Consider the following 23,148-nt stretch of genomic DNA (forward strand, 5'->3'; position numbering starts at 1 on the left):
TCAAGATCGGGACTTTTGAAATGGCCACTGAAATCCGCGTTCCCACTCTGGGCGAATCCGTTGCCGAGGCGACTGTCGGTACCTGGTACAAGAAGGTCGGCGACGCGGTTGCCGCCGACGAGCCGATCGTCGAGCTCGAAACCGACAAGGTGACCATCGAGGTTCCCGCTCCCGCCGCCGGCGTGCTTTCCGAAATCGTTGCCGAAGCCGGTGAGACGGTGGAGCTGAATGCCCTGCTCGGCCAGATCGGCGAAGGCGACGGCGCTGCCGCCAGCGAGAAGAAGGACGAAAAGCCCAAGGAAGAGGCCAAGAAGGACGAAGCGCCGAAGGAAGAGGCGAAGTCTGAGGAAAAGGCCGAGGGCAAGGAAAGCAAGGGCGGCGACATGCCGGCCGCTCCCGCCGCCGCCAAGATGATGGCCGAGAAGAACATCTCGGAAGATCAGGTGGAAGGCTCCGGCAAGCGCGGCCAGATCCTGAAGGGCGACGTGATTGCCGCGGCCGCCAAGGGCACATCGGCTCCGGCCCCGGCCGAAGCAAAGGCGCCGGCCCGCGCCCCGTCCAAGGTCGAGGATGCCGACCGCGAAGAGCGCGTCAAGATGACCCGCCTGCGCCAGACCATCGCCAAGCGCCTGAAGGATGCGCAGAACACCGCCGCCATGCTGACCACCTATAATGAGGTGGACATGACGGCCGTGATGGAGATGCGCTCCAAGTACAAGGACCTGTTCCTGAAGAAGCACGACGTCAAGCTCGGCTTCATGGGCTTTTTTACCAAGGCCGTCTGTCACGCCCTGAAGGAAATCCCGGCGGTCAATGCCGAGATCGACGGCACGGACATCATCTACAAGAACTTCTGCCACATCGGCATGGCCGTCGGTACCGACAAGGGCCTCGTGGTTCCGGTCGTGCGCGATGCCGACCAGATGTCGATTGCCGAAATCGAGGCCGAGATCGCCCGTCTCGCCAAGGCGGCCCGCGGCGGTCAGCTTTCGATGGCCGACATGCAGGGCGGCACCTTCACGATCACCAATGGCGGCGTCTACGGTTCGCTGATGTCCTCGCCGATCCTGAACGCCCCGCAGTCCGGCATTCTCGGCATGCACAAGATACAGGAGCGTCCGATGGCGATCGGCGGCCAGGTCGTCATCCGTCCGATGATGTATCTGGCGCTGTCCTATGACCACCGCATGGTCGACGGTCAGGAGGCTGTAACCTTCCTGGTGCGCGTCAAGGAAACGCTGGAAGATCCCGAACGCCTCGTTCTCGATCTCTGATCAACAAAACCGGGGGGCCGGAAAGCATGAGCATCGAATTTCTGATTACGGCGCTGATTGTGGTTCTGGCTCCCGGTACGGGCGTGGTCTACACGCTCGCCACCGGTCTGGCGCAGGGCAGGATGGCAAGCGTGGCGGCCGCCTTCGGCTGCACGCTCGGCATCATTCCGGCGATCCTCGCCTCCGTCTTCGGCCTCGCCGCGCTGTTTCACACCAGTGCGCTTTTGTTCCAGACGGTGAAGTTCGCCGGCGTTGCCTATCTGCTCTATCTCGCCTGGCAGACGCTAAGGGATCGCGGCACGCTCAGGGTTTCCGGAGAGGGGACTCCGCGGCGAGGCCTTTTTGCGATCGTCCGCAACGGCTTCCTGATCAACATCCTCAACCCGAAGCTCTCCGTTTTCTTCCTCGCCTTCCTGCCGCAATTCGTCTCGCCCGCTGCCGCGGCACCCGTTCTCGAAATGCTGATGCTTTCGGCCGTGTTCATGGCGATGACCTTTGCCGTCTTCGTCGTCTACGGCCAGTTTTCCGGGCTGATGCGCGACCGGGTGCTGTCGAGCGAACGGGCGATGGCGTGGATGCGGCGCAGCGTGGCCCTGGCCTTTGCCGGTTTCGGCGTTAAACTCGCGCTCAGCAGGCAATAAACCGGGACGCCCTTCATGCAGCATCAATACCTGATTGAGCTCGCGTCGCTGATGGCGATCTTTTCCTTCGCCATCGTCGCTCCCGGCGCGGATACCGCGATGATCATCCGGCAGGCGCTGGTGCATGGCAGACGCTCGGCGGTGCTTAGCAGCTTCGGCGTCGGCACCTCGCTGATGTTCCATGTGAGCTACACGATCATGGGGCTGGGCCTGATCATCTCGCAGTCGATCATGGTCTTCAACGTGATCAAATGGGCGGGCGCGGCCTATCTGATCTATCTCGGCATCCAGTCGCTGCGTTCTGGCAAGGTCGATGTTTCGCCCGTAGCCCAAGCCGGCGCAACGGCGAGGCAGGGAGCGGGAAAGGCCTTCTCGCTCGGCTTTCTCGCCAACGCGCTCAATCCGAAGCCGGTCTTGTTCTTCCTGTCGATCTTCTCGACCGTGGTCAGCCATGAGACGCCCGCGGCGGTGAAATTCGGCTATGGCCTCGTCATGGCGACATGCCTGATCGCGTGGTTCGTCGGGGTATCTCTGTTCCTGACCACGCCGCGCATGCGCTCGGCATTCGAAAAGGCGAGCGTCTGGATCAACCGCGCAAGCGGCGCGGTGTTCATCGCTTTCGGCCTGAAGCTGGCAACGGAAAAGGCGGGCTGAGCCGACGACTAGAAATACGGCCATTGGCCGCCAGGAAATACGGTCATGCAGCGCCCATCCTTCGCATCGGCGATGACCTCAATAAAGAGAAGGAAATCAGATGTCCTATGATCTCATCGTAATCGGTTCCGGCCCCGGCGGCTATGTCTGCGCGGTCAAGGCGTCGCAGCTCGGCATGAAGGTCGCCGTTATCGAAAAGCGTGCCACCTATGGCGGCACCTGCCTCAATATCGGCTGCATACCGTCCAAGGCGCTGCTGCATGCTTCCGAGCAGTACGCCCATGCCGCCCATGGCATGGAGAGCCTCGGGGTGAAGCTTTCGGGCGTCGAACTCGACCACGAGAAGCTGATGGGCCACAAGGACGCGGTTGTGAAGTCGAATGTCGAGGGCGTCGCCTTCCTGTTCAAGAAGAACAAGATTGACGGCATTCAGGGCACCGGCAAGATCCTCGCGCCCGGCAAGGTGCAGGTGACCAAGGAAGACGGCTCGACCGAGGAGCTTGAAGGCAAGAACATCGTGATCGCCACCGGCTCCGATGTCGCCGGCATCCCGGGCGTCGATGTCGAGATCGACGAGGAGACGATCGTGTCCTCCACCGGGGGCATTGCGCTGAAGAAGGTGCCGGAGAAGATGATCGTGGTCGGCGGCGGCGTCATTGGGCTCGAGCTCGGCTCGGTCTGGTCGCGCCTTGGCGCCAAGGTCACCGTGGTCGAGTTCCTCGACAAGATCCTCGGGCCGATGGATGGTGAGGTTTCCAAGCAGTTCCAGAAGATGCTGGCCAAGCAGGGCCTCGACTTCAAGCTTTCCGCCAAGGTAACGGCGGTCGAGAAGGCCGACAACGGCGCGAAGGTCACCTTCGAGCCGGTCAAGGGCGGTGATGCCGAAACCATCGAGGCCGACATCGTGCTGATCTCGACGGGCCGCAAGCCCTATACCGAGGGCCTTGGCCTGGAAGAAGCCGGCGTGAAGCTGGACGATCGCGGCCGGGTGGAAATCGACAACCACTTCAAGACCAATGTCGACGGCATCTATGCGATCGGCGATGTGGTGAAGGGCCTGATGCTCGCCCACAAGGCCGAGGACGAGGGTGTCGCGCTTGCCGAAATCCTCGCCGGCCAGGCCGGGCACGTGAACTATGACGTGATCCCGAGCGTGGTCTACACCCAGCCGGAAGTCGCCTCCGTCGGCAAGACCGAGGAAGAACTGAAGAAGGACGGCGTCGCCTATAATGTCGGAAAATTCCCGTTCATGGCCAATGGCCGCGCCCGCGCCATGGAAACCACTGATGGTTTCGTCAAGGTGCTGGCGGACAAGGAAACCGACCGCGTGCTCGGCGTCCACATCGTCGGCTTCGGCGCCGGCGAGATGATCCACGAGGCGGCGGTGCTGATGGAATTCGGCGGCTCGGCCGAAGACCTCGGCCGCACCTGCCACGCCCACCCGACCATGTCGGAAGCGGTGAAGGAAGCAGCCCTCGGCGCCTTCTTCAAGCCGATCCACATGTGAGGCGTTCCCCGCCCGCCTTATGAAAACTTCGTGACCTTCGAAAGTGCGGCTTGCTTTGCAGGCCGCATTTTCGTTTCATGGTTTATCCGAACAAGCTCTTGATAAGAGGGGTAAATCCTGTGCGTCCGACTCCGGTTTCCTTTTCGCGCTCGCAGCGCGCCCTGCACTGGATCATGGCGTTGCTGATCCTGTTCAACCTGCTGTTCTCCGATGATCTGGTCCGCTGGGGCGTTCTGTATTACGGCAACAAGCCCATTCCGGACGATGTCCAGCTCTCGGCCGATATCCACGCCTATGTCGGGATCACGGTACTCGTTCTCGCATTGATCCGGCTGGCGCTGCGCTTCATTCAGGGCGTCCCGCCGGAGCCCGCGGGCGAGCCGGCGATCTTTCGGCTGCTGTCGAAGGTGGCGCACTGGACGTTTTATCTGATGTTCATCGTGATGCCGCTTGCCGGCATCGCCGGCTATTATTTCGGAAGCGGCGCAGCCGCGCTGGCGCATGCCAATCAGATGAAGCTCGTGATGTGGTTTCTGATCATCACCCATATCGCCGCCGTCGCGGTCCACCAGTTCTACTGGCGGACCGGGATATTGAAGCGGATGACAACCGGCTGAGGGCTTACCGCGCGGTGGCCAGACGGTTGCCAGCCTCGTCGAACGCGTGGCAAAGCGCGGGCGCGGCGGCGAGATGGATCGTGGCGCCGGCGGCAAGCTCCCGGCCTGCCGGCTGTTCCAGTATGATCGGACCGTGGCCGTCGACATCGGCATGGACCAGCCGCGCATTGCCGAGATATTCCGTCAGCCTGACCTTCGCGGCGATGGCGCCCTGATCCTCCGAGGTGATCTCGAAACTGTCCGGCCGGATGCCGCAATAGCGGGTTTCGGGCGGAAGCCCGCTCGCGGCGCGAAGGGTCTCGAACGCCGGCGTCAGCTCGAAGATGTTCATCTTCGGCGCGCCGATGAACTGGGCGGCGAACAGGTTCGCCGGGCGCTCGTAAAGGTCCTCGGGGCTGCCGACCTGCTCGATCCGCCCGTCGCGCAGGAGCACGATCTTGTCGGCAAGCGTCATCGCCTCGACCTGGTCGTGGGTCACATAGATCATCGTCCGCTTCAGCCGCCCATGCAGCTCCGAGATCTGGGTGCGCATATGCACGCGAAGCTCGGCATCGAGGTTGGAAAGCGGCTCGTCGAACAGGAAGGTTTCCGGCTGACCGACGATCGCGCGGCCGATCGCCACGCGCTGGCGCTGGCCGCCGGACAGCTCTCGCGGATAGCGTTCGGTGAGGGTGTCGAGCTGCAAGGTGGCGACGGCCTCTTCCACCAGCCGGTCGATTTCGGCGGCCGGCGTCTTGCGCACCTTCAGCCCGAAGGCGATGTTTTCTCGCACCGTCAGATGCGGGTAGAGCGCGTAGGACTGGAACACCATCGCCACGCCGCGCTTGGCGGGCGCGATATCGTTCATGCGTTTCCCGCCGATCTCCAGCGTGCCGCCGGTGATATCCTCGAGCCCGGCGATCATTCTGAGCAGCGTGGACTTGCCGCAGCCGGACGGGCCGACGAACACGCAGAATTCGCCGTCCTCGACCGTAAGATCGATGCCCTTGATGATCTCCGCCGCGCCATAGGACTTTCTGACGCCCTTCAGTTCAAGCTTGGCCATGTCTTCACTCCACGCGTCCGAACAGTTCGAGCCGCGGCGTTTCACGGATATGCTGCGGCCATGCGAGCGGCACCTCGAAGCGGCTTTTAAGCAGGCTCTGGAAATCCGCAAGCCGCTCCGGCGTCTCGCGCACGCCGTGCGGCGAGATGTCGTTGTCGAGGCAATAGGCGGCAAGCGCGCCGACGCTTTCGCCGATATTCCATTCCACTGGATGAAGCCGGTAGCAGCCATTCGTCAGATGGGTGGTGCCGATATTCTTGCAGGCCGGCAGCATGTTTTCCACCCGCTCCGGGATCAGGCTGCCCAGCGGGATCTGGAACGGCCAGTTGGCGATGTCGACATAGTTGCGCGGCGCGGTGGAGGGGTGAAGATCGATCCGGTAGGAGCCGACGCCGACGCTGTCGAAGAACTGTTCGGCGCCCTTCAGCCCTTCGCGGGCATCGATGCCGACATGGTTTTCGGTCACCGTGAACAGCGCCTTGATGCGGCGGCTCTCGCGGATATAGGGGGCGACCGTCAGGCCGTCGAGCGTGCCCATCACGCTTCCCGCCGGCTTCAGGCCGCGATAGCCATAGCCGCCGTCATGGCGCGGCGCTTCGGTCTGCATCCAGTAGAGCATGGAGAGCGAGAGCTGGCGCGCGCCCTCCAGATGCTTCTCCGCCTCCTCGGGCGAGACGCCGACAATGGGGCCGCCGCAATAGTCGATCTGCGGCCAGTTCACGAGGCAGATATCGGAGGGGTAGCGGTCGCCGACATGGTTCTTGCGGTAGAATATCCGCCGGTAGTGCCAGTTGTCCGGTGCGAACTTGGCGTCGCTGTCGCCAACGAACAGCGGGCGGTTGTCGGGCTCCAGCGTCACCGGATTGGGGCCGATGAAGGAGAGCTGGCGATCGGGCCAGAAATCGAGCTTGAAATCGCGCCAGATATCATAGTCGCGCGGGCGCTCGATGGTGTGGTCCTCATCCGGGTGATAGCTCATGGCGAAGCACCAGCTCACCGCCTGCTGGTCATTGGGGTCTGCCTCGCCGGCAAGCGCCGTCGGCTCCCCTGTCTGCGCCTGGCTCTCCGCGCCGATGACGTGTTCGACATCGCCGAGTTCCAGAAGATCGCCGAGTTCGGTGGCGTCGATGAAATAGCGGCCGGTCAGCACCATCTCGCCATGCTCGGCGGAGCGCACGGTGACGGCCGTGAAGCGGTCGCCATCGGTCTCGGCGGCGATCGGTTTGGCGTTCATGAGAACCGTCAGCCGTCCGGTCGCATACCATGGCGCAAGCAGCGCCTCGATCGCCGCCACGCCGGCGCGCGGCTCGGCGCACAAAGGAGAGACATTGCCGCTGCCGGGGTTCAGGTTGGCATCGTTGCCGGCCTCTTCGGTGAGCGGATAGTTGTCGCGGTAATAGTCGCGAATGTTCTGGCGAAGCGCGCGGTAGCTCGCGGTCGAACCGTCCTTCTCGATCCACGGATTTTCGTCCGGCGGCACGGCCTGCGTCGTCAACTGGCCGCCGAGCCATTTGAACTCCTCGGTCAGAATGACGCTGCGGCCGAGTTTCAGCGCCGAAAGCGCCGCCGCGACCCCGCCCAGACCGCCGCCGATGATGACGATGTCGCTGGTGAGTTCCTTCATTTTGTTATCCTTTCACGCCAGACAAGGCGAAACTTTCAACGATCTGGCGCTGGGCCAGAATGTAGACGATGAGCATGGGAATGACGGCCAGCGCGGTCGCTGCAAGCTGCAGGTGCCAGAGCGGCAGGCCGTAGGTGTCGGTGAAATTGGCAAGCGCCAGCGGCAGGGTGAACAGCTTGATGTCGTTGACGAACACCAGCGGCTCCAGAAACAGGTTCCACGAAAACAGGAAGGTAATGATGCCGACGGCCGCAAGCGCCGGCTTCGACAGCGGCAGCGCCACCTTGAAATAGACGCCGAAGCGCGTCAGCCCGTCCATGCGGCCGGCCTCCTCCAGTTCCTTCGGCAGGGCCAGGAAAAACTGGCGCATCAGGAAGGTCGCCATCACGCCCTGCGAGCCGAACAGCGGCAGCAGGATCAGCGGCATGTGGGTGTTCATCAGGCCGAGATTCTTCATCAGGAAGAAGTTCGGAACGATGGTGACCTCCTCCGGCATCATCAGCGCCGAGATCAACAGCAGCAGAACCAGCGCGCTTCCGGCAAAGCGCAGCCGCGCCAGCGCATAGCCGGCCATCGACGACAGGAACAGCGTCAGCCCGGTGACGATGACGGCGATATAGAGCGAGTTGAAATATTGCCGGGCGAAGGGCTGATAGGCGAAGACTTCGGAAAAGTTCGACCAGTGCATGGTGGCCGGGATCAGCGCGGCCGAGGAGAACACGTCCGCCTGACCCTTGAGCGCGCCCGACAGCATCCAGATGAACGGGAACGCGAAGGGTATGGCGAGCGCTGAAAGCCCGATGACCCAGCAGATGCGGGTGATCTTCTGTTGCAGGCGATAGTTCATTTGCGCACCGTTTTCAAAAGCATCTGCAGGATGGTGAGCGCCAGGATCAGCACGAACAGGACCACGGCGAGCGCCGAGGCATAGCCGGTGTTGAAGAACTTGAAGCCCTGCTCATAGATGTAGAAGGCGAGAACGAGGGTGGCGTTCTGCGGCCCGCCGCCGGTCATGAGATAGATATGGTCGAACACCTTCAGCGAGCCGACCACCGTGATCACCATGATCACCAGCGTCGTCGGCGCCAGAAGCGGCCATGTGATGCGGCGGAAGATGTCCCAGCCATTGGCGCCCTCCAGCCGGGCTGCTTCCTCATAATCGCGCGGGATCGCCTGCAGTGCCGCGATATAGAGGATCATGTTGAGGCCGACGGTTTTCAGCACGCGGGTGACGATCACCGAGGCCATGGCCCAGCGCGGCTCGTGAAGCCAGTTCGGCCCGTCAATGCCGACGACCGACAGCGCCTGATTGACCGCGCCGCTTTCATGCTGGAGCAGAAAGGTCCAGATGATCGCCCACGCCACGGCAGATGTAATGACGGGCGCGAAGAACAGCGTGCGGAAGACGACCACGCCCCGGAAGGGTCGCGACAGCGCGATCGCAAGCCCGAGCGCCAGCGCCATGTTGAGCGGCACGAGGCCCGCCGCAAACACCAGCGAATTGCCGAGCACATGCCAGAACGTGTCGTTGCGGGTCAGCGCGTCGACATAGTTCTCCATGCCGACGAAGCGGGACTGCTGGGTGAGCAGGTTCCACTCCGTGGTGGAATAGTAGAACACGGCGATCAGCGGGCCGACGAAGAAGATCAGGAATCCGGTCAGGATCGGGCTGACGAACAGCCAGCCGGCGATCGCCTCACGCGTCTTCAGTGTCAGTCCGGAACGGAGAGCGGACATCATCGCTTCCTTTATGCGGGCGAATTTCGAGTGGGGTGGTTTCCGGCGACCGTAGGGAAGGCCGCCGGAAAACCTCTCTTACTTCAGCAGCGGGTTGATATCGTCGCAGAGCCTGGCAAGAACGGCGGGCACATCGGCGTCGGCTGCCCACAGCGCATCGAAGTCGGGCCGCGATGCTGCCTCGATCTGCGGGTAGCGCTCATGGCTTGGCAGCACCGAACCGCCCTCGATCCCGGCCGCCACGATTTCCATCTGCTCCGGCGTCACGGCAGGGTTGCTGGAGAGGAAGGCGTCGCTTTCCAGAACGCTGATGCGCGCCGGCGGGAAGAACTCGGCCATCTTGGCGACGTTTTCCGCAGAGGTCATATGGGCCAGGAATTCGGCCGCGACCTCCTTGTTCTTGCCCTGCGCGAAGGCGACAACAGCGGCCTGGCCGACGGTCGAGGCCTCACCTGCCGGACCAGAGGGCAGGGGCGCGATCCCCCAGTCGAAACCGACATCCGCCAGTTTGGTGACGCGCGAAATCTGCGTCATCGTTAGCGCCGCGTTGCCGGAGAAGAAATCGCCCTGTTCGCCGGGCGGCACGGTAGACTGATCGGCATAGACCATGTCGTGGAAGAGCTGCACGGCTTCGGCGGCTTCCGGGCCGTCGAGGGTGCAGGCGCCGTCGCTCCAGGCTTCACCGCCATACGCGCGCACGATCGGCATCAGATTGTGCATCACGCGGGCGCCATAGCCCTGGCCGTCAACGGTCTCATAGCCCCAGACGCCGGCATCGGCGTTGCGCAGGGCGGCCGCATCGGATTTGAGCTGTTCCCAGGTCCATGTGCCGTCCGCCGCGCGCTCGGCAGGCGTTTCCAGGCCGGCCTCGTCATAAAGCGTCTTGTTGAAGTAGATTAGGAAGGGCGAGGTGGAGAAGGGGATGCCGTAAACCGCATCGTCCCTGGTCCACAGGCCCATCGCAGGCTCGGAGAAATCGGCGTAATTGTAATCATCGGCCGCCGTCAGCGTGTCGGAGACATCTTCAAGCACGCCGGCATTGACGAAGGCGGGCGCCGAGCTTTCCAGCAGCCAGCCGAGATCCGGCGGATTGCCGCCGGCAAGCTGGAGCGTCAGCTTCTGCACATAGTCGCCGAACGGAATGGTGTCGAACTGCACCGTGACGTCCGGGTGGGTTTCGGTGAAGCTCTCGGCGATGCCGTTCAGCATGGCGAGATGCGCCTCGCTGCCGGTCCACACGGTGAACCGAAGCTCCTCGGCCGCCGCCGCCGAAGCGAGGGTGCCGGTGAGGGCTGTTGCGATGATTAAACGCTTAATCATTTGGGTCGACATGATCTCTTAAACCTCCCGTTTCAGATCAGATTCAAATTGCTTTCAGCGTTTCGCCCGGCACATAGCCAAGCGGCTGCACGATATTCTCGGGCACTTTCCCGGGCTCGCGGATTTTCGCGATCAGGGTCTCGACGGCCCGTTCCCCCATTTCCTCCCTGGGAATGGAGATGCGTGTCCAGCGTTCGCCCTCGGCCTCGTCGAACAACGGGGCGGCGAGGGCGACGACGGAGATATTGTCCGGAATTGACAGGCCGCGCGCGGCGAACTGGCGTTCCAGCGCCACGGCATGGGCGAAGGTTTCGGCGAGGACCACGGTTATGCCGCTTTTCAGCAGATCATCGATCCATGCAGGGTTGATCTCTTCCGGCGTGATCCTCTCGACGGAGAGCGACAGATCGTCATGGCCGTTTTCAAGGAAGCCGCGCTCGCGGTCTTCATTCTGTTCGCGCACTTCCCGCTCGCCGATCAGCATCAGCGCGCGATGCCCCATCGCGCGGCATCGGGTGACGACATCGCTGACGGCGCTCTTGTAATCCGGCGCCACCCAGCTGACATGCCCGCCCTCGACCTCGCGCCGACCGATGGTCACGAACGGAAAGCCGATATCGCAGAGCCGCTTCAGATCGTCCTTGTCCTGCGCCGCGCCCAGAAGGATCGCCCCGTCGGCAATGCCCATGCGATTGGTGCCCTTGGGGAAGATGCTGCGCCGGCCCTTTTCGAGCGTCGACGAGGTAAACAGCAGCAGGTCCTGGCCGGAGCGCATCGCACCCCGCTCTATGCCAAGCAGAAAGGGATAGAAGAAGTTCTTCCGGTCTGCGGGAAAGACTGCCTCGTAGGTGAACACGCCGATGATATTGCGCCGTCCGCCCGCGAGCGACTGGGCCACGACATCCGGCGCATAGCCAAGCGCTTCCATGGCCGCGCGAACGCGCTTTTCGGCTTCCTCGCCAACGCGGATGGTCTTGCCGGGCTTCGGCGAAATCACGGCGGATACGACGGCGGTGGAAACCCCCGCCATCGCCGCAACATCGCTCTGGGTCACGCGCCGTGCGCGCTTCGGCCCGGTCAAAGTCAAGATTATCCTCCCGAATGCTTCTGATTAAGCGTATAATCAAAGCGAAACGCGGTCAATGGCGTCGGCGTGAAATTTTTGCCAGGTGCGTACAAAGTCAACGTTTTCAATCTCTAGATATGGTTATCTTGGTCGCTCAAAATCCTGCAACCTATCCTTTCTACGGACATCATCCTCGGGCTTGACCCGAGGATCTAACCACGGTCCCGCACGAGCGGTGTTGGCGTTTTGCAAGGGCGGATTTGAACTGACTTTTCGCCCGAGACGCCTGTCGACTCGACGCGTGCTTAGATGCTCGGGACAGGACCGAGCATGACGGCGGTGAGGGGGAAGGGCCTTATCACCAGACTGAACTAGAGCGCTTCAGGCTTAAATGGAAGCAGTTCTGTTTGCCCAAACCGGTCATTCCACGCGAAGAAGCCCGCGCGGCATAGCCATAGCTATGGCGAAGGGCTTCGACAAAGTGGAGGACCGGTTTCGGCAAACCCGAAGGGCGGCATGAATTTGCGCCATTACCGGCGGTCTTCGGCTTGGACATAGCTACGGCTATGCCCTGCGCCAAAGCCCTTGGTCCTGGCGCAAATTCCTTGCCGCAGAGCGCTTCCATTTAAGCCTGAAGAGCTCTAGCTGGATGGCTATCTCGTCATCAACGTCTCGAAGCATTATAATTCTGGTGCTGCCGATGAAGGGCAGGAGTGAAAAGGGGAGCCAGATGACAAAGCCACAATTATTGGTCCGCAGCGCCCGCGCGCGCGATCTGGCGCGTCGTCTGGCCCAGCGCGAAAGATGTTCTATTGCAGATATCGTCGAGCGCGCGCTTGAGTTCTATGCCGAGCGAGAAGTCGGATGGGACCCGGCGCGGCAATTCTATGCGCGCATTGCCGGCGAGAAGGATGACGATTTCGAAGCAATTTTCGCTGCCCACCGCAAACCTCACGCGGGGCCGGAATTTTAGTCTTTTCCGGCTCCGACGCTCAACGCGCTCCTACCGCCGCGAGAGCGCCACCGAAGAACAGGGCGCATCCAGCAGGTCGGCGAGCTCGTCGTCGAGATGCATCAGCGAGATCGAGACGCCGGCCATGTCGAGCGAGGTGTAATAGCGCCCGACCAGCGATCGCGTGACGTGCAACCCGTGGGCCGAGAGGCGCTTTCTGATGCGGCCGTTCAGGATGTAGAGCTCCATGTCGGGCGTGGCGCCCAGCGAATTCACCAGCAGGGCGACGCGATCGCCCTCCTTCGGCATCATTTCGTCGAGCAGGCGGTCGATCACGAGATCGGCGGCCTGATCGGCCGTGCCGATGGCGGCGCGGGCAATGCCGGGCTCGCCATGGACGCCGACGCCGATTTCCATCTCTTCGGGGCCGAGCTGAAAGGTTGGGCGGCGGGTTTCGATCGAGGCGCCGGGTTCCAGCGCCAGCCCCATTGTGAAGGTGCGCTCATTGGCCCGCCGCGCCACCGCCACGCAGGCGTCAAGCGGCATCATCCGCTCGCAGGCAGCGCCCGCCACCTTGAAGATGAATACATTGCCGGCGACCCCGCGCCGCGTGGCCCGCATTTCCTTCGGCGAGGAGGCGATGTCGTCGGTGGTGACCACCGCCTGCACCGCGATGCCCTCGGCGGCGGCCATTTCGGCGGCGATCTCGAAATTCATCACGTCGCCGGAGAAATTTCCGAAAATGTGCAGCACGCCGGCCCCGCCATCAACAGCGCGGGTGGAGGCGAGGATCGGATCGGGCGGGGGCGCGGCGAAAACATTGCCGACGACCACCGCATCCGCCAGCCCCTGGCCGACATAACCGAAAAAGCCCGGCTCATGCCCCGCGCCGCCGCCGATGACGAGGCCGACCTTGCCGGGGCGGGGGGCGTGCACCGAGCGGAGCGCGCGGGGCGCGCCCGGAACCGGGGCCAGAATTTCCGGATGGGCCAGAAGCGCGCTCGCCAGCGTTTCGTCGACAGCATCCTGCGGGCGGTTGATGAATTTCTTGGTGTGCACCCGTTCGGGCAGTTGCGGCGCTCTGGCGGTTTCCATCCGCTGCGGGCGGATGTCGACATTCTCGGAGCGCAATATGCCCCAGGCCGTGTCCACATCGGTGACCAGCACGCTGACATAACCGCCGCGCAGCGCCGCGAGGATCGCCTGCACCTTGTCGATCCCGCCAGCGACGGCGATCCGCTGCGGAATGGCGCGAAGCGCGGCCAGCTCGATGCCGACGGTGCGCCCGTCGAGCGGCCCGGCCACCGGCTCCCCGCGCGCATTGATCAGCCGGCCGGCAATGCTGCCGACGGCGGCGTGATAGTGCTCGTTGACGTCCACCTTGTCGAAGAAGCCGCTGGTGTGGATCGTGCTTTCCGCCCTCAGCGACGAGATGCCGAGCAGGATACGGTTCGCCGCCGCCAGCACGCCAAGCTGTTCGGCGATAACCGGCTCCTCGAACAGCACGTCGCGGACGGAAGCGGACGAGAGAATCGCGGGAGACGACAGCGGAATGCAGCGGGCGTCCAGCGCCTCGGCGAGCCGCGTGGCGCAGGCCTCTGGCGTCCACGGGATCTTGGCGGTGGTGCCGCCGGTGGCCTGAACCACCCGCATGTCGCGCAGATTGACGCGCTCGACGGCATTGGCTATCGCCAGCATCGTCCGGCCCCAGGTCACCGCAATGGTATCGCCGGATTGCGCATGCAGCGCCAGCACCTGCGCGCCCGCCGCACCAAGCCGTTCGGTCAGGGTGCGTTCGCCGCCGGTCGAGGGGATCACCAGACAATCGGCGAGGCCGAAATGTTCCTTGAGGCTTTGGGCGAGCGACAATTGCCGGAATTTTTCCGGCGCGATCTCGATCGAGACGATGCCGCGCGTTCGCGCATCGGCGAGATAGGCGTTCACGGTGGGGCGGGAAATGCCCATGGCGACTGCTATGTCGCCCTGTGTCATGCCCTCTTCGTAGTAAAGCCATGCCGCCCACAACAGCGGGTCTCCGCCGAAGCGCAGGGGCAGTTGGGAGCCGGATTGCCTCTCGGAGGCGGACAGGGCGCGCGGACCGCTCTTTCGTGCCATCAAGGGGTCTCTCGCTCGGCTGCCGCTGATACCCAGTCCCGCGCGGCGTCGATCAGCGCGGCGGCGGAAACGGCTCCGGGGTCGAGATGGCCGATGGTGCGCGCGCCAAGGCGGGCGGCGCGGCCCTTGGCCGCCACCATGCCGCGCGTCGCCTCGGCCCCTTCGGCGGCGGCGGCGGCGGCGCGGTCCATCACCTGGGCGAAGGTCGCGCCCTCGGCCCTGGCATCGCGGATTGCATGGGTGGCGGGCAGCCAGGCATCCAGCATGGTCTTGTCGCCGGGCGAGGCCTTGCCGCGCTCCTCGATCCCTTCCGATATCGAGATGAGGATATCGGCAAGACGTTCGATCGGCACCTGTTTCTCTTCCGGCATGGCAAGGCCGGCGCGGGTCAGCCCGCTGGCATAGAGCGGCCCGGTGGTGGCGCCGACGGCGTTGAGGAAGGAGCGACCGGCCTGCGTCAGCGCGACGCGGAGCGAGGGATAATCGGAAGCGTTGTGGGTCAGCGCCACGGCGGCGGCGGAAAAGCCTTCGGCCATGGCCGTGCCGTGATCGGCATCGCCGATCGCGCCATCCAGCTCCGCAAAATAATCGCGTTCATCATTCATCCGGCGCGCGAAGGCGCGAAACAGGTCGGCGAGGGCATGGCAATCGAGATACATCATGGCCGCATTATGCTGCGAGGAGGCGGGCGAGCACAAGCGATTCCGTGCCCGCCCGCGCCGCCTTCGTCAATCCTGAAGGCGGCGGGAGAACCCGTTTCCAAGTTCGGTCAGGATCATGCAGCAGGAGGTGGCACCTGCATCAAGCACCCCGCGCGAGCGCTCGCCAAGCCGGCTGGCGCGCCCGATGCGGGCCACCAGATCGACGGTGGAATCGCGACCCTTCTCGGCGGCTTTCGCCATCGCCTGAAGGGCAGGGGCGAAACCGTCCGCCTTCGCCGCGTCGAAAGCCTCGACGGCGGGCACGAAGGTGTCGATCAGCGTCTTGTCGCCAACCTTGGCCGAGCCGGTGGAGCGCACGCCCTCAAGACCCGCATTCAGCATGAGCGAAAACGCATCGGCGTCGATGGCGGTGCGGCCCTTGATGGAGGAGGCCATTTTCTGGAACATCAGGCCGTAGAGCGGGCCCATCGAGCCGCCGATCTCCGACATCAGAATATCGGACAGCACGCTCATCGCCTCGTCGAGCGTCATCTGCGAACCGGCGATCCGTTCGGCGGCACGGCCGAAGCCCTTGGCCATGTTGATGCCGTGGTCGCCATCGCCGATCTTGCCGTCGATCTCCGAAAGCCAGGCCTTGTTCTCGACGATCACCGACGCGATTTCCTCGATAATCGCCGCATTGCCGGCATTCGTTACCGAAGGACCGTTGATGGTTTCGGGCGCGCGTGGCGCGTCATCTTTCGCCGTCTCTGTCTTTGCCGGAGCAGTGGTCGCAGCCTTCGCGGCGGTCGGCTGGATTTTCGGCGCGGCGTTGCCGGTCTGGCTGAAGCCGGGCGCGGTGGCTTCCATATCCAGCAGCGCCTTCATCTCGTCGTCCAGAACCATGACCGAGAGCGTCGCGCCGATCATTTCCAGCGAGGTGAAGTAATTGCCGACATAGGCGCGGTAGACGCTCGCGCCGCGCGCCTCGATTTCCTGCTCCATGCGGTCGTAGAGCACGTAAAGCTCGTTGACCGGGGTCGCGCCCAGGCCGGAGACCAGCACGGCCACTTCGCTGCCCTCAGGCAGGTTATGGTCGTCCATTACGATCTTGACCATGTCGGCGGCGACTTCATTGGCGCTCTTCAGCGGCTCCACGCGGGTGCCCGGCTCGCCATGGTGGCCGATGCCGACTTCCATCGTGCCCGGCTCGATCTGGAAATTCGGATGACCAACGGCCGGCAGCGTGCAGGGCCCGAGCCCGACGCCGACGGAGCGCACGCTGTCGATCGCCTTTTGCGCGGCGGCCTGGACTTCGGCTAGCGATCCGCCTTTGGCGGCAACGGCGCTGCCGATCTTCCACATGAAGATTTCGCCCGCGACGCCGCGGCGCTTCTCGCGCTCGGAAAGGGGCGCGGAGCAGACATCGTCATTGGCGACCACGGTCACGACCTCGATGCCTTCTTTCTCGAGCATGCCGGCGGCCATTTTGACGTTCATATTGTCGCCGGCATAGTTGCCGTAAAGCACCGCGACGCCCGCGCCGCCATCGGCTGCGCGCATCGCATCGGCAAAGCTCTTGGCCGTCGGCGAAGAGAACAGTTCGCCCACGGCAACCGCGTCCACCATGTTGCGGCCGGTATAGCCGATGAAGGCCGGCTCGTGGCCCGAACCGCCGCCGGTGACAATGCCGACCTTGCCGGAAACGGGCGCTGCCTGCGACACGATCACGCGCGGATTGGCCGGGTGGAGCCGCACCAGATCGCGGTGGGCCCTGACGAAACCGGCCACGGTCTCGTCGACAAGATCGTCGGGGTTGTTGATAAATCTCTGCATTGAAGCGACCTTATCGTTCATCATTTACCGGACGGTGTAACCGCCATCGACCAGAAGATCGGCGCCGTTGATCATCGCCGCCTCATCGGAGGCGAGGAACACGGCGGCGGCGGCGATTTCTTCCGGCTCGGCAAAGCGTCCGCTCGGAATCTGCGCCTTCATCGCCTCGCCCTTTTCGCCTTCCCAGGCCTTGCGGCCGAGATCGGTCATCACCACGGTGGGCGAGATCGTATTGGCGGTGATGCCGTGCTTGCCCCATTCGAGCGCCAGCGTCTTGGTAACGCCGATGACGGCGAATTTGGTGGCGCAATAGGCGACATGGCCCTCGATGGCGACCGAGCCGGCCTGGCTTGCGAGGTTGACGATCCGCCCGCCCTTGCCGGCGGCGATCATCGCGCGCCCGACGGCCTGGCACATCAGATAGGTGCCGGTGAGGTTGACGGCGATGGTGCGGTCCCAGGCGGCTTTCGAAAGCTCTTCCGCAGGCGCAAGGTCGACGATGCCGGCGGAATTGACGAGAATGTCGATCTCGCCGAGTGCCGCCTTGACGTCGGCGACCGCGGCTTCAACGCTTTCGCTGTCGGTGACGTTGCATGCAAACGCCTTCGCGCCGTCAAGCGCGGCGGCCATGGCATCGGCCGCATCGCGGTTCATGTCGAGAATGGCGACGCGCGCGCCCTTGGCCGCAAACGCCCGGGCAATCGCCGCGCCGATGCCGGATGCGGCGCCGGTAACGACCGCGACCTTGCCGGCAAGTGAAAATTCAGGGGAAGACGCCATCGAAACGTCCTTTCTTCTGGCTGCTGTGACGGCCGTGCCGCGACGGGTCGCCTGCGGCCGCTATCGGCCGCAGGCGGTATTCGGTTTTACTGACGCTGCTGCAGGAGCTCGTCGACATTGTCGGCGGTTACCGGCGTCCACGGCACATTGTACTGCTTAGATTCGCCGTTGTTCCACTGCATTTCCGGGTACTTCTCCCAGATGCCGGAGGTCGGCTCATAGTCCGGGTTTACGGCCTTGATCGCAACATCGATCGCGCCCAGCGCCTGGGCCTGGCCATCCTGCAGGATCGAGTGCATGTCGCCGCGCTTGACGGCTTCCAGTGCATCGGTCACGCCATCGACACCGGCAATCGAGAAGTCGCTGACATTCATGCCGGCGGCCTTGATCGCCTCGATCGCGCCGAGCGCCATCTCGTCATTCTGCGCGATCACGCCCTTGATGTCGCCGCCATGCGCGGTCAGCCAGTTTTCCATTAGGGACTGCGCTTCGGCGCGGCTCCAGTTGGCGGTCTGCTGCTCGACAACGCTGACGCTGTCGCCGCATTCGGCGATCGCCTTTTCATTGCCTTCGCCGCGCTGAATCTGCGCGGACTGGCCGATCGGGCCTTCGATGATGACGACATCGCCGGTGCAGCTGATATCGTCGAGCACGGCCTTAGCTTCGAGATAGCCGGCCTCGACGTCGTCCGAGCCGACATAGGAAGTCAGCAGGTCGGAGTTGACCTGGGTGTTGGAGCCGACCACCGGAATGCCGGCATCGGAAGCGGATTCAACGGCCGTTGCGCCGGCTTCGATGTCGATCGGGACGAAGACGATGGCGTCATAGCCCTGGGTGATCATGGTTTCGAACTGTTCCTGCTGGACCAGCGCGTCGTAGCGACCGTCGAAGATGGTCAGGTCGACGGAGCCGTCCTTCACCGAGGGGTGGTTTTCGGCGGCATTGGCCCAGAGCTGCATGAATTCCGCGTTGAGGCCGTAAACGGCGGCGCCGATCTTCAGCGGGTCCTGCGCGCTGGCGGTGGTGGCGGCGAATGCGGCGCCGACCAGGGCTGTGGTTGCCAGGATATTACGAAGTTTCATGTCGGGTTTCCTCCCTTTGGTGACATGGTGGGTGCCGCGCAGTCTCTGAAAACGGACTGCGAATATGCGGCGTGGAAGAACCGGCGGGGCCGGATCAGGTTTCGCTCTTGCGCGAGCGGTCGAGCATGACTGCGGCGACGATCAGCGCGCCCTTGATGACCTGCTGGTAGTAGGATTCGACGCCCAGCAGGTCGAGGCCGTTGTTCATCACGCCGATCAGCAGCGCGCCGATGACGGTGCCGCTGACCCGGCCGATGCCGCCCGAAAGGCTGGTGCCGCCGATCACTACCGCGGCGATCGCGTCGAGCTCGTAGGCAACGCCGGCCTGCGGCAGCGCCGAGCCCGTGCGGGCCGCGAGCACCATGCCTGCGAGCCCGGCCAGCGCACCGGAAATGACATAGACCATGAAGCGGATGCGGTTGACGCTGAGGCCGGAGACCTTGGCGGCGTGCGGATTGCCGCCGACGGCATAGATGTGGCGGCCGAAACGGGTGTTGGTCAGCACGAAATGGGCGACGAGGAAGACCAGCGCGAACAGGATGATCGGGATTGGAAGGCCGAAGATATCGCCGGTGCCGATCCAGCGATAGCCGTCGGTCAGCGCCGGGATCGGGCGACCGCCGGAATAGATCAGCGTCAGCCCGCGCGCCGCCGACAACATGCCGAGCGTGGCGACGAAGGCGGGCACGGAAAACCGTGCCACCGCCGTGCCGGAAATCGCGCCCATGGCGATGCCGGCGGCAAGGCCGATGACGATCGCGATCGGGGCGATATAGGGCGTGCCGGGAATGAAGGCGCTGGAGGAGGTGGTAGCGAAGGAGGCCGAGACCACGCCGGCAAGGGCGACCACGGAGCCGACCGAAAGGTCGATGCCGCGCGTGAGGATCACGAAGGTCATGCCGATGGCCAGAATGCCGTTGATCGAGGTCTGCCGCAGCACGTTGACGATATTGCGCGGGCTGAGAAAATTCTCGCTGACGATCGAGAGCACGATGCAGACCAGGATCAGCGCGATCAATATGCCGTAGCGCTGGGCGATCGGCCCCAGCCGCTCGCTTATCGGCCGCTTCTGCTCGGTTCCGGCGCCGGCCGGGGTTTTGGCATTCTCAGTGTCAGTCAACGTATGGTCCTCCCCGATTGACGGGTTATCGGCAGGTGAAAGACGCGCGTTCGTGTCGGCGTCCCGTCCTGCGTCACGTTTTTACGCCGCGAGATGCAGCAGTTTTTCGGCGGACATTTCCGCCCGATCCAGGGTTCCGGCGACGCGGCCGTCGCGCATCACGATGGCGCGGTCGGCCATGCCGAGCACTTCGTCGGTTTCGGAAGAGATCATGATCACGGTCCCGCCGCCCTTGGCGAAATCGGACATGACGCGATAGATTTCCCGCTTGGCGCCGACATCGACGCCGCGGGTCGGTTCATCCAGAAGCAGCACGTTCGGCTCGGTCAGGAACCACTTGCCGAGAACGACTTTCTGCTGGTTGCCGCCGGAAAGGTTGGAAACGCCAAGCTTCAGCGACGCGGTCTTGATGTTGAGCGTCTCGACCATGCGCCCGGCAGCTTCGGTTTCGGCCTTGCCGTTCATCATCAGCGGGGTCGACATCCGGTCGAGCGTCGCAAGGCAGAGATTTTCCCGGACATCGCCGGTGAGGACGAGGCCCGAGACCTTGCGGTCCTCGGTCACATAGGCAAGACCCGCCGCGATCGCCTCAGAGGGGCGGGCGATCTGATGGCGGACGCCGTTGATCTCGATCGTGCCGTCGGTTTCCTCGGAGAGGCCGAAGAGCCTGTCGAAAATCTCGCTGCGGCCGGAACCCATCAGCCCATAGAGCGCCAGGATTTCGCCGCGATGGGCCGTAAATGACACGTCGCGAACGCCATGAGCCGCAGACAGCCCTTCAACGCGCAGTGTCGGCTTGGTTCCGGCGGTGTTGTCCTTGACGAATTCCTCCGTCAGCGGACGTCCGACGATCAGGCTGATCAGCCGGTCCTTGTCGATATCGGCGAGCGCGCCTTCCTCGACGAAGCGGCCATCGCGAAAAACAGTATAGCTGTCGCAGATCGTGAAGATTTCGGAGAGGCGGTGGCTGACATAGATCACGCCCTTGCCGCGCGCCTTCAGCGTCTTCACCGCCTCGAAAAGCTGGTCGGCCTCGGCCTCGCCAAGCGCGGAGGTCGGCTCGTCCATGATGATGACTTCGGCGTCGTAGGAAAGCGCCTTGGCGATCTCGACGAGCTGGGTTTGGGCCACCGTCAGATCCATCATCATGTCGGTCGCGCGGATGGTGAATTTCAGCCCGTCCAGCAGTTCCTGCGCTTTTGCGTTCATGGATTTGAAATCGATGCGGCCAAAGGCGCCGCTCGGCTCGCGCCCGAGAAAGATGTTTTCCGCCACCGTCATCGCCGGGATCGGGCTCAGTTCCTGCTCGATGATCGAGATGCCGTTGGCGAGCGCCTCGCCGGGGGAGGAGAACTGCACGGTCTCGCCGTTGCGCTTAATTGTGCCGCGGTCGCGCGGCTGGATGCCCATGACGATCTTGAGGAATGTCGACTTGCCCGCGCCATTGCCGCCGCAAAGCGCGTGGACCGATCCCGGCATCAGCCGGAATGCGCCCTCGATCAGAGCGGGAACGCCGGAAAACGATTTTCCGAGCCCATGCACCTCAAGCAAAGCCTGCACGACAATTCCTCCCATTCTCAGTCCATCGAACTAATGTAAAATTATGCTCGACAATTGTCTTTTAACGGCATCACTTTGCGTATGTCAAATAGGTTCTGACATTTTTAAAGACGGTGTGTGGACAAACGGGAGGAGCGCGTCCGCTACCGCCGTTTACTGCTACTGAAATGTCGAGGGTTGGCGGAGGCGCGCCATATCCAAAAAAAAACGCGATTCGGTTCTGCAACTTGCAGGTAGACGTCAGCGCGCCAAGCGGGATCGCGGGCGATCTTTTACGGATTTCGCTGGAAGAAGCTTTTCAGACCAGGTCCATGAGCAGGGCGAGGGCGACGGCTTGGGCGTTGTTGCGGGCGTTGAGTTTTCTGCGCATTTTCGCCAGATGGTAGGCTGCCGTTCTGTCAGCCAGCATAAGCTCATCGGCTATCTGCTGCACATGCAAGCCGTTCATGACGCGAATGAGGCATTCCCTGTCGATAGCGTCCAGTTTGAAATGCTCGCGGATGAACTGGCTTCCGTCCATTCTCGCGACAATGGCGTTCAGCAGGAATGAGAGGTCCTGCCAAACCTGCGGAAAGTTGGCGTCGTGCTCGGCGGCCGAAAAGCCCGCTGGTTGAAGCAGAGAAAGCGACCAGAACTGTTCGCTTTGCGCATCCGTTTGATGCTGAGTGGCGAAGGTGACGCCCGCGAAACAGCGGTGATCCATCGTGAACCGGATCGTACGTTTATAGGCGGGGCCAAGCGAACCATCTTTGAGGTGTCTTTGAGACGAAGACCAGAGCATGGGCCTGTCGCTCACCCAGCAATTATCTGTCAGCAGGTCGGCTTCATGCATGCGCTCGCGCACGACCTCCGCAAGAAAATCGGGATTGAAGGTGGATTCCGTGGCGATGCCCGGTGCCTGGCCGCCGGTATAACGCCTTGCATGCGCGAGATAGTAGCGGTCGTAGCCAAACTCGCGAATTTTCCTGTCCAGAACCGCAAGAATCTGGGACTTGGTCTCGGCGCTGGAGAGGCGCTCCGTCGTATCAATCAGAAAATCCGGCACCGATCGGTTCGCCATGGAAGTCCCGCTTTCAAGTGATCCCCATCAAAAAAATAGCACTTTTTCGCACTGCATTCAAACAGGTTGCAGTTTCATGCAATGGACACGCCAAGATGGACGCATACGATGAGTGTCGCGTTCCGGAGTTGCCGGATCGCAGGTGATGCGGCGGAGCAATCGGTCGGGCTGCATTGCAAGAGCCTGCCGTTGGTTGCCGGACGGCAGGAAGAGCGAAATGACCTCACCGCTCATCCTGCTGTCCGACTTCTTGCGGACCGGGGCTCATATATCCAGACTTGGCAATTGCCTGCTTCAAAAGCGGGCAACATGAAACAATGTGAGTGGTCATGGCTTCAAAGGCGCTGAAAAACGCGAGATTCTTCAGGTGTTCCTGCCATCATGAATTGAAATTCGGGCTTAAAAACTGCGATTACTGCTTCAAGCCGACGCCATTCTACAACCGGATAACATTCTGGTTGCTAGGCCGTGTGGACGGATTTTATGAGGTTGAATGCTGCAGCGATTGAAACGATGG

20 protein-coding genes are annotated in these 23,148 nt (G+C 63.0%); 6 read left to right on the top strand and 14 right to left on the bottom strand.

The window, feature by feature from the left end; all coding sequences use genetic code 11:
* Positions 1 to 20 precede the first annotated feature (20 nt).
* From odhB to V6767_RS14725, 5 genes are all read left to right on the top strand, one after another.
* A complete protein-coding gene (odhB, locus tag V6767_RS14705) occupies positions 21 to 1,274 on the top strand; it encodes a 2-oxoglutarate dehydrogenase complex dihydrolipoyllysine-residue succinyltransferase (protein WP_448474159.1) in 1,254 nt (417 codons plus the stop codon).
* A 26-nt stretch (positions 1,275 to 1,300) separates the two neighbouring features.
* Positions 1,301 to 1,915 (top strand): LysE family translocator, encoded by a 615-nt coding sequence (locus V6767_RS14710; RefSeq protein WP_448474160.1) that lies wholly within the window; start codon positions 1,301 to 1,303, stop codon positions 1,913 to 1,915.
* 15 nt (positions 1,916 to 1,930) lie between these two features.
* A complete protein-coding gene (locus tag V6767_RS14715) occupies positions 1,931 to 2,569 on the top strand; it encodes a LysE family transporter (protein WP_448474161.1) in 639 nt (212 codons plus the stop codon).
* 100 nt (positions 2,570 to 2,669) lie between these two features.
* Positions 2,670 to 4,076, top strand: coding sequence for a dihydrolipoyl dehydrogenase (gene lpdA / locus V6767_RS14720; protein ID WP_448474162.1), 1,407 nt, complete (start codon positions 2,670 to 2,672; stop codon positions 4,074 to 4,076).
* A gap of 77 nt (positions 4,077 to 4,153) precedes the next feature.
* Positions 4,154 to 4,693 (top strand): cytochrome b, encoded by a 540-nt coding sequence (locus V6767_RS14725; protein WP_448474163.1) that lies wholly within the window; start codon positions 4,154 to 4,156, stop codon positions 4,691 to 4,693.
* 4 nt (positions 4,694 to 4,697) lie between these two features.
* On the opposite strand, the gene V6767_RS14730 is transcribed toward V6767_RS14725, so the two are convergent.
* The 6 genes from V6767_RS14730 to V6767_RS14755 form a co-directional block, all read right to left on the bottom strand.
* On the bottom strand, positions 4,698 to 5,738 hold the full coding sequence (locus tag V6767_RS14730) for an ABC transporter ATP-binding protein (RefSeq protein WP_448474164.1): 1,041 nt from the start codon (positions 5,736 to 5,738) through the stop codon (positions 4,698 to 4,700).
* Between the two features lie 4 nt (positions 5,739 to 5,742).
* Positions 5,743 to 7,362 carry an FAD-dependent oxidoreductase gene (locus tag V6767_RS14735; protein ID WP_448474165.1) on the bottom strand — a complete coding sequence of 540 codons (1,620 nt, stop codon included), beginning with the start codon at positions 7,360 to 7,362 and terminating at the stop codon, positions 5,743 to 5,745.
* Between the two features lie 4 nt (positions 7,363 to 7,366).
* Positions 7,367 to 8,209 (bottom strand): carbohydrate ABC transporter permease, encoded by an 843-nt coding sequence (locus V6767_RS14740; protein ID WP_448474166.1) that lies wholly within the window; start codon positions 8,207 to 8,209, stop codon positions 7,367 to 7,369.
* Entirely contained in the window at positions 8,206 to 9,102 is an 897-nt protein-coding gene (locus V6767_RS14745; RefSeq protein ID WP_448474167.1) for a carbohydrate ABC transporter permease, read from the bottom strand. Before V6767_RS14745 ends, V6767_RS14740 begins: the two co-directional genes overlap by 4 nt.
* 75 nt (positions 9,103 to 9,177) lie before the next feature.
* Positions 9,178 to 10,419 carry an ABC transporter substrate-binding protein gene (locus V6767_RS14750; protein ID WP_448474168.1) on the bottom strand — a complete coding sequence of 414 codons (1,242 nt, stop codon included), beginning with the start codon at positions 10,417 to 10,419 and terminating at the stop codon, positions 9,178 to 9,180.
* 43 nt (positions 10,420 to 10,462) lie between these two features.
* Positions 10,463 to 11,506 carry a LacI family DNA-binding transcriptional regulator gene (locus V6767_RS14755; protein WP_448474169.1) on the bottom strand — a complete coding sequence of 348 codons (1,044 nt, stop codon included), beginning with the start codon at positions 11,504 to 11,506 and terminating at the stop codon, positions 10,463 to 10,465.
* A 709-nt stretch (positions 11,507 to 12,215) separates the two neighbouring features.
* Here V6767_RS14755 and V6767_RS14760 point away from each other — a divergent pair.
* Positions 12,216 to 12,458: a plasmid stabilization protein gene (locus V6767_RS14760; RefSeq protein ID WP_448474179.1), complete on the top strand. Its 243-nt coding sequence runs from the start codon at positions 12,216 to 12,218 to the stop codon at positions 12,456 to 12,458.
* Between the two features lie 30 nt (positions 12,459 to 12,488).
* Here V6767_RS14760 and V6767_RS14765 read toward each other — a convergent pair whose 3' ends face one another.
* The 8 genes from V6767_RS14765 to V6767_RS14800 form a co-directional block, all read right to left on the bottom strand.
* A complete protein-coding gene (locus V6767_RS14765) occupies positions 12,489 to 14,552 on the bottom strand; it encodes a bifunctional sugar-binding transcriptional regulator/dihydroxyacetone kinase subunit DhaK (RefSeq protein WP_448474170.1) in 2,064 nt (687 codons plus the stop codon).
* Positions 14,552 to 15,214: a dihydroxyacetone kinase subunit DhaL gene (dhaL, locus tag V6767_RS14770; protein WP_448474171.1), complete on the bottom strand. Its 663-nt coding sequence runs from the start codon at positions 15,212 to 15,214 to the stop codon at positions 14,552 to 14,554. Before dhaL (V6767_RS14770) ends, V6767_RS14765 begins: the two co-directional genes overlap by 1 nt.
* A 66-nt stretch (positions 15,215 to 15,280) precedes the next feature.
* Entirely contained in the window at positions 15,281 to 17,029 is a 1,749-nt protein-coding gene (gene dhaL / locus V6767_RS14775; protein WP_448474172.1) for a dihydroxyacetone kinase subunit DhaL, read from the bottom strand.
* Positions 17,030 to 17,053: 24 nt separating this feature from the next.
* Positions 17,054 to 17,809, bottom strand: coding sequence for a GolD/DthD family dehydrogenase (locus V6767_RS14780; protein WP_448474173.1), 756 nt, complete (start codon positions 17,807 to 17,809; stop codon positions 17,054 to 17,056).
* A gap of 86 nt (positions 17,810 to 17,895) precedes the next feature.
* Complete coding sequence (locus tag V6767_RS14785; protein ID WP_448474174.1) at positions 17,896 to 18,891, bottom strand: substrate-binding domain-containing protein; 996 nt, start codon at positions 18,889 to 18,891, stop codon at positions 17,896 to 17,898.
* A 94-nt stretch (positions 18,892 to 18,985) separates the two neighbouring features.
* Positions 18,986 to 20,011, bottom strand: coding sequence for an ABC transporter permease (locus V6767_RS14790; protein ID WP_448474175.1), 1,026 nt, complete (start codon positions 20,009 to 20,011; stop codon positions 18,986 to 18,988).
* A gap of 81 nt (positions 20,012 to 20,092) precedes the next feature.
* Positions 20,093 to 21,571, bottom strand: coding sequence for a sugar ABC transporter ATP-binding protein (locus V6767_RS14795; protein WP_448474176.1), 1,479 nt, complete (start codon positions 21,569 to 21,571; stop codon positions 20,093 to 20,095).
* 298 nt (positions 21,572 to 21,869) lie between these two features.
* Complete coding sequence (locus V6767_RS14800; protein ID WP_448474177.1) at positions 21,870 to 22,631, bottom strand: LuxR C-terminal-related transcriptional regulator; 762 nt, start codon at positions 22,629 to 22,631, stop codon at positions 21,870 to 21,872.
* Positions 22,632 to 23,148 lie beyond the last annotated feature (517 nt).

It is taken from the genome of Martelella sp. FLE1502 (genome assembly GCF_053484255.1).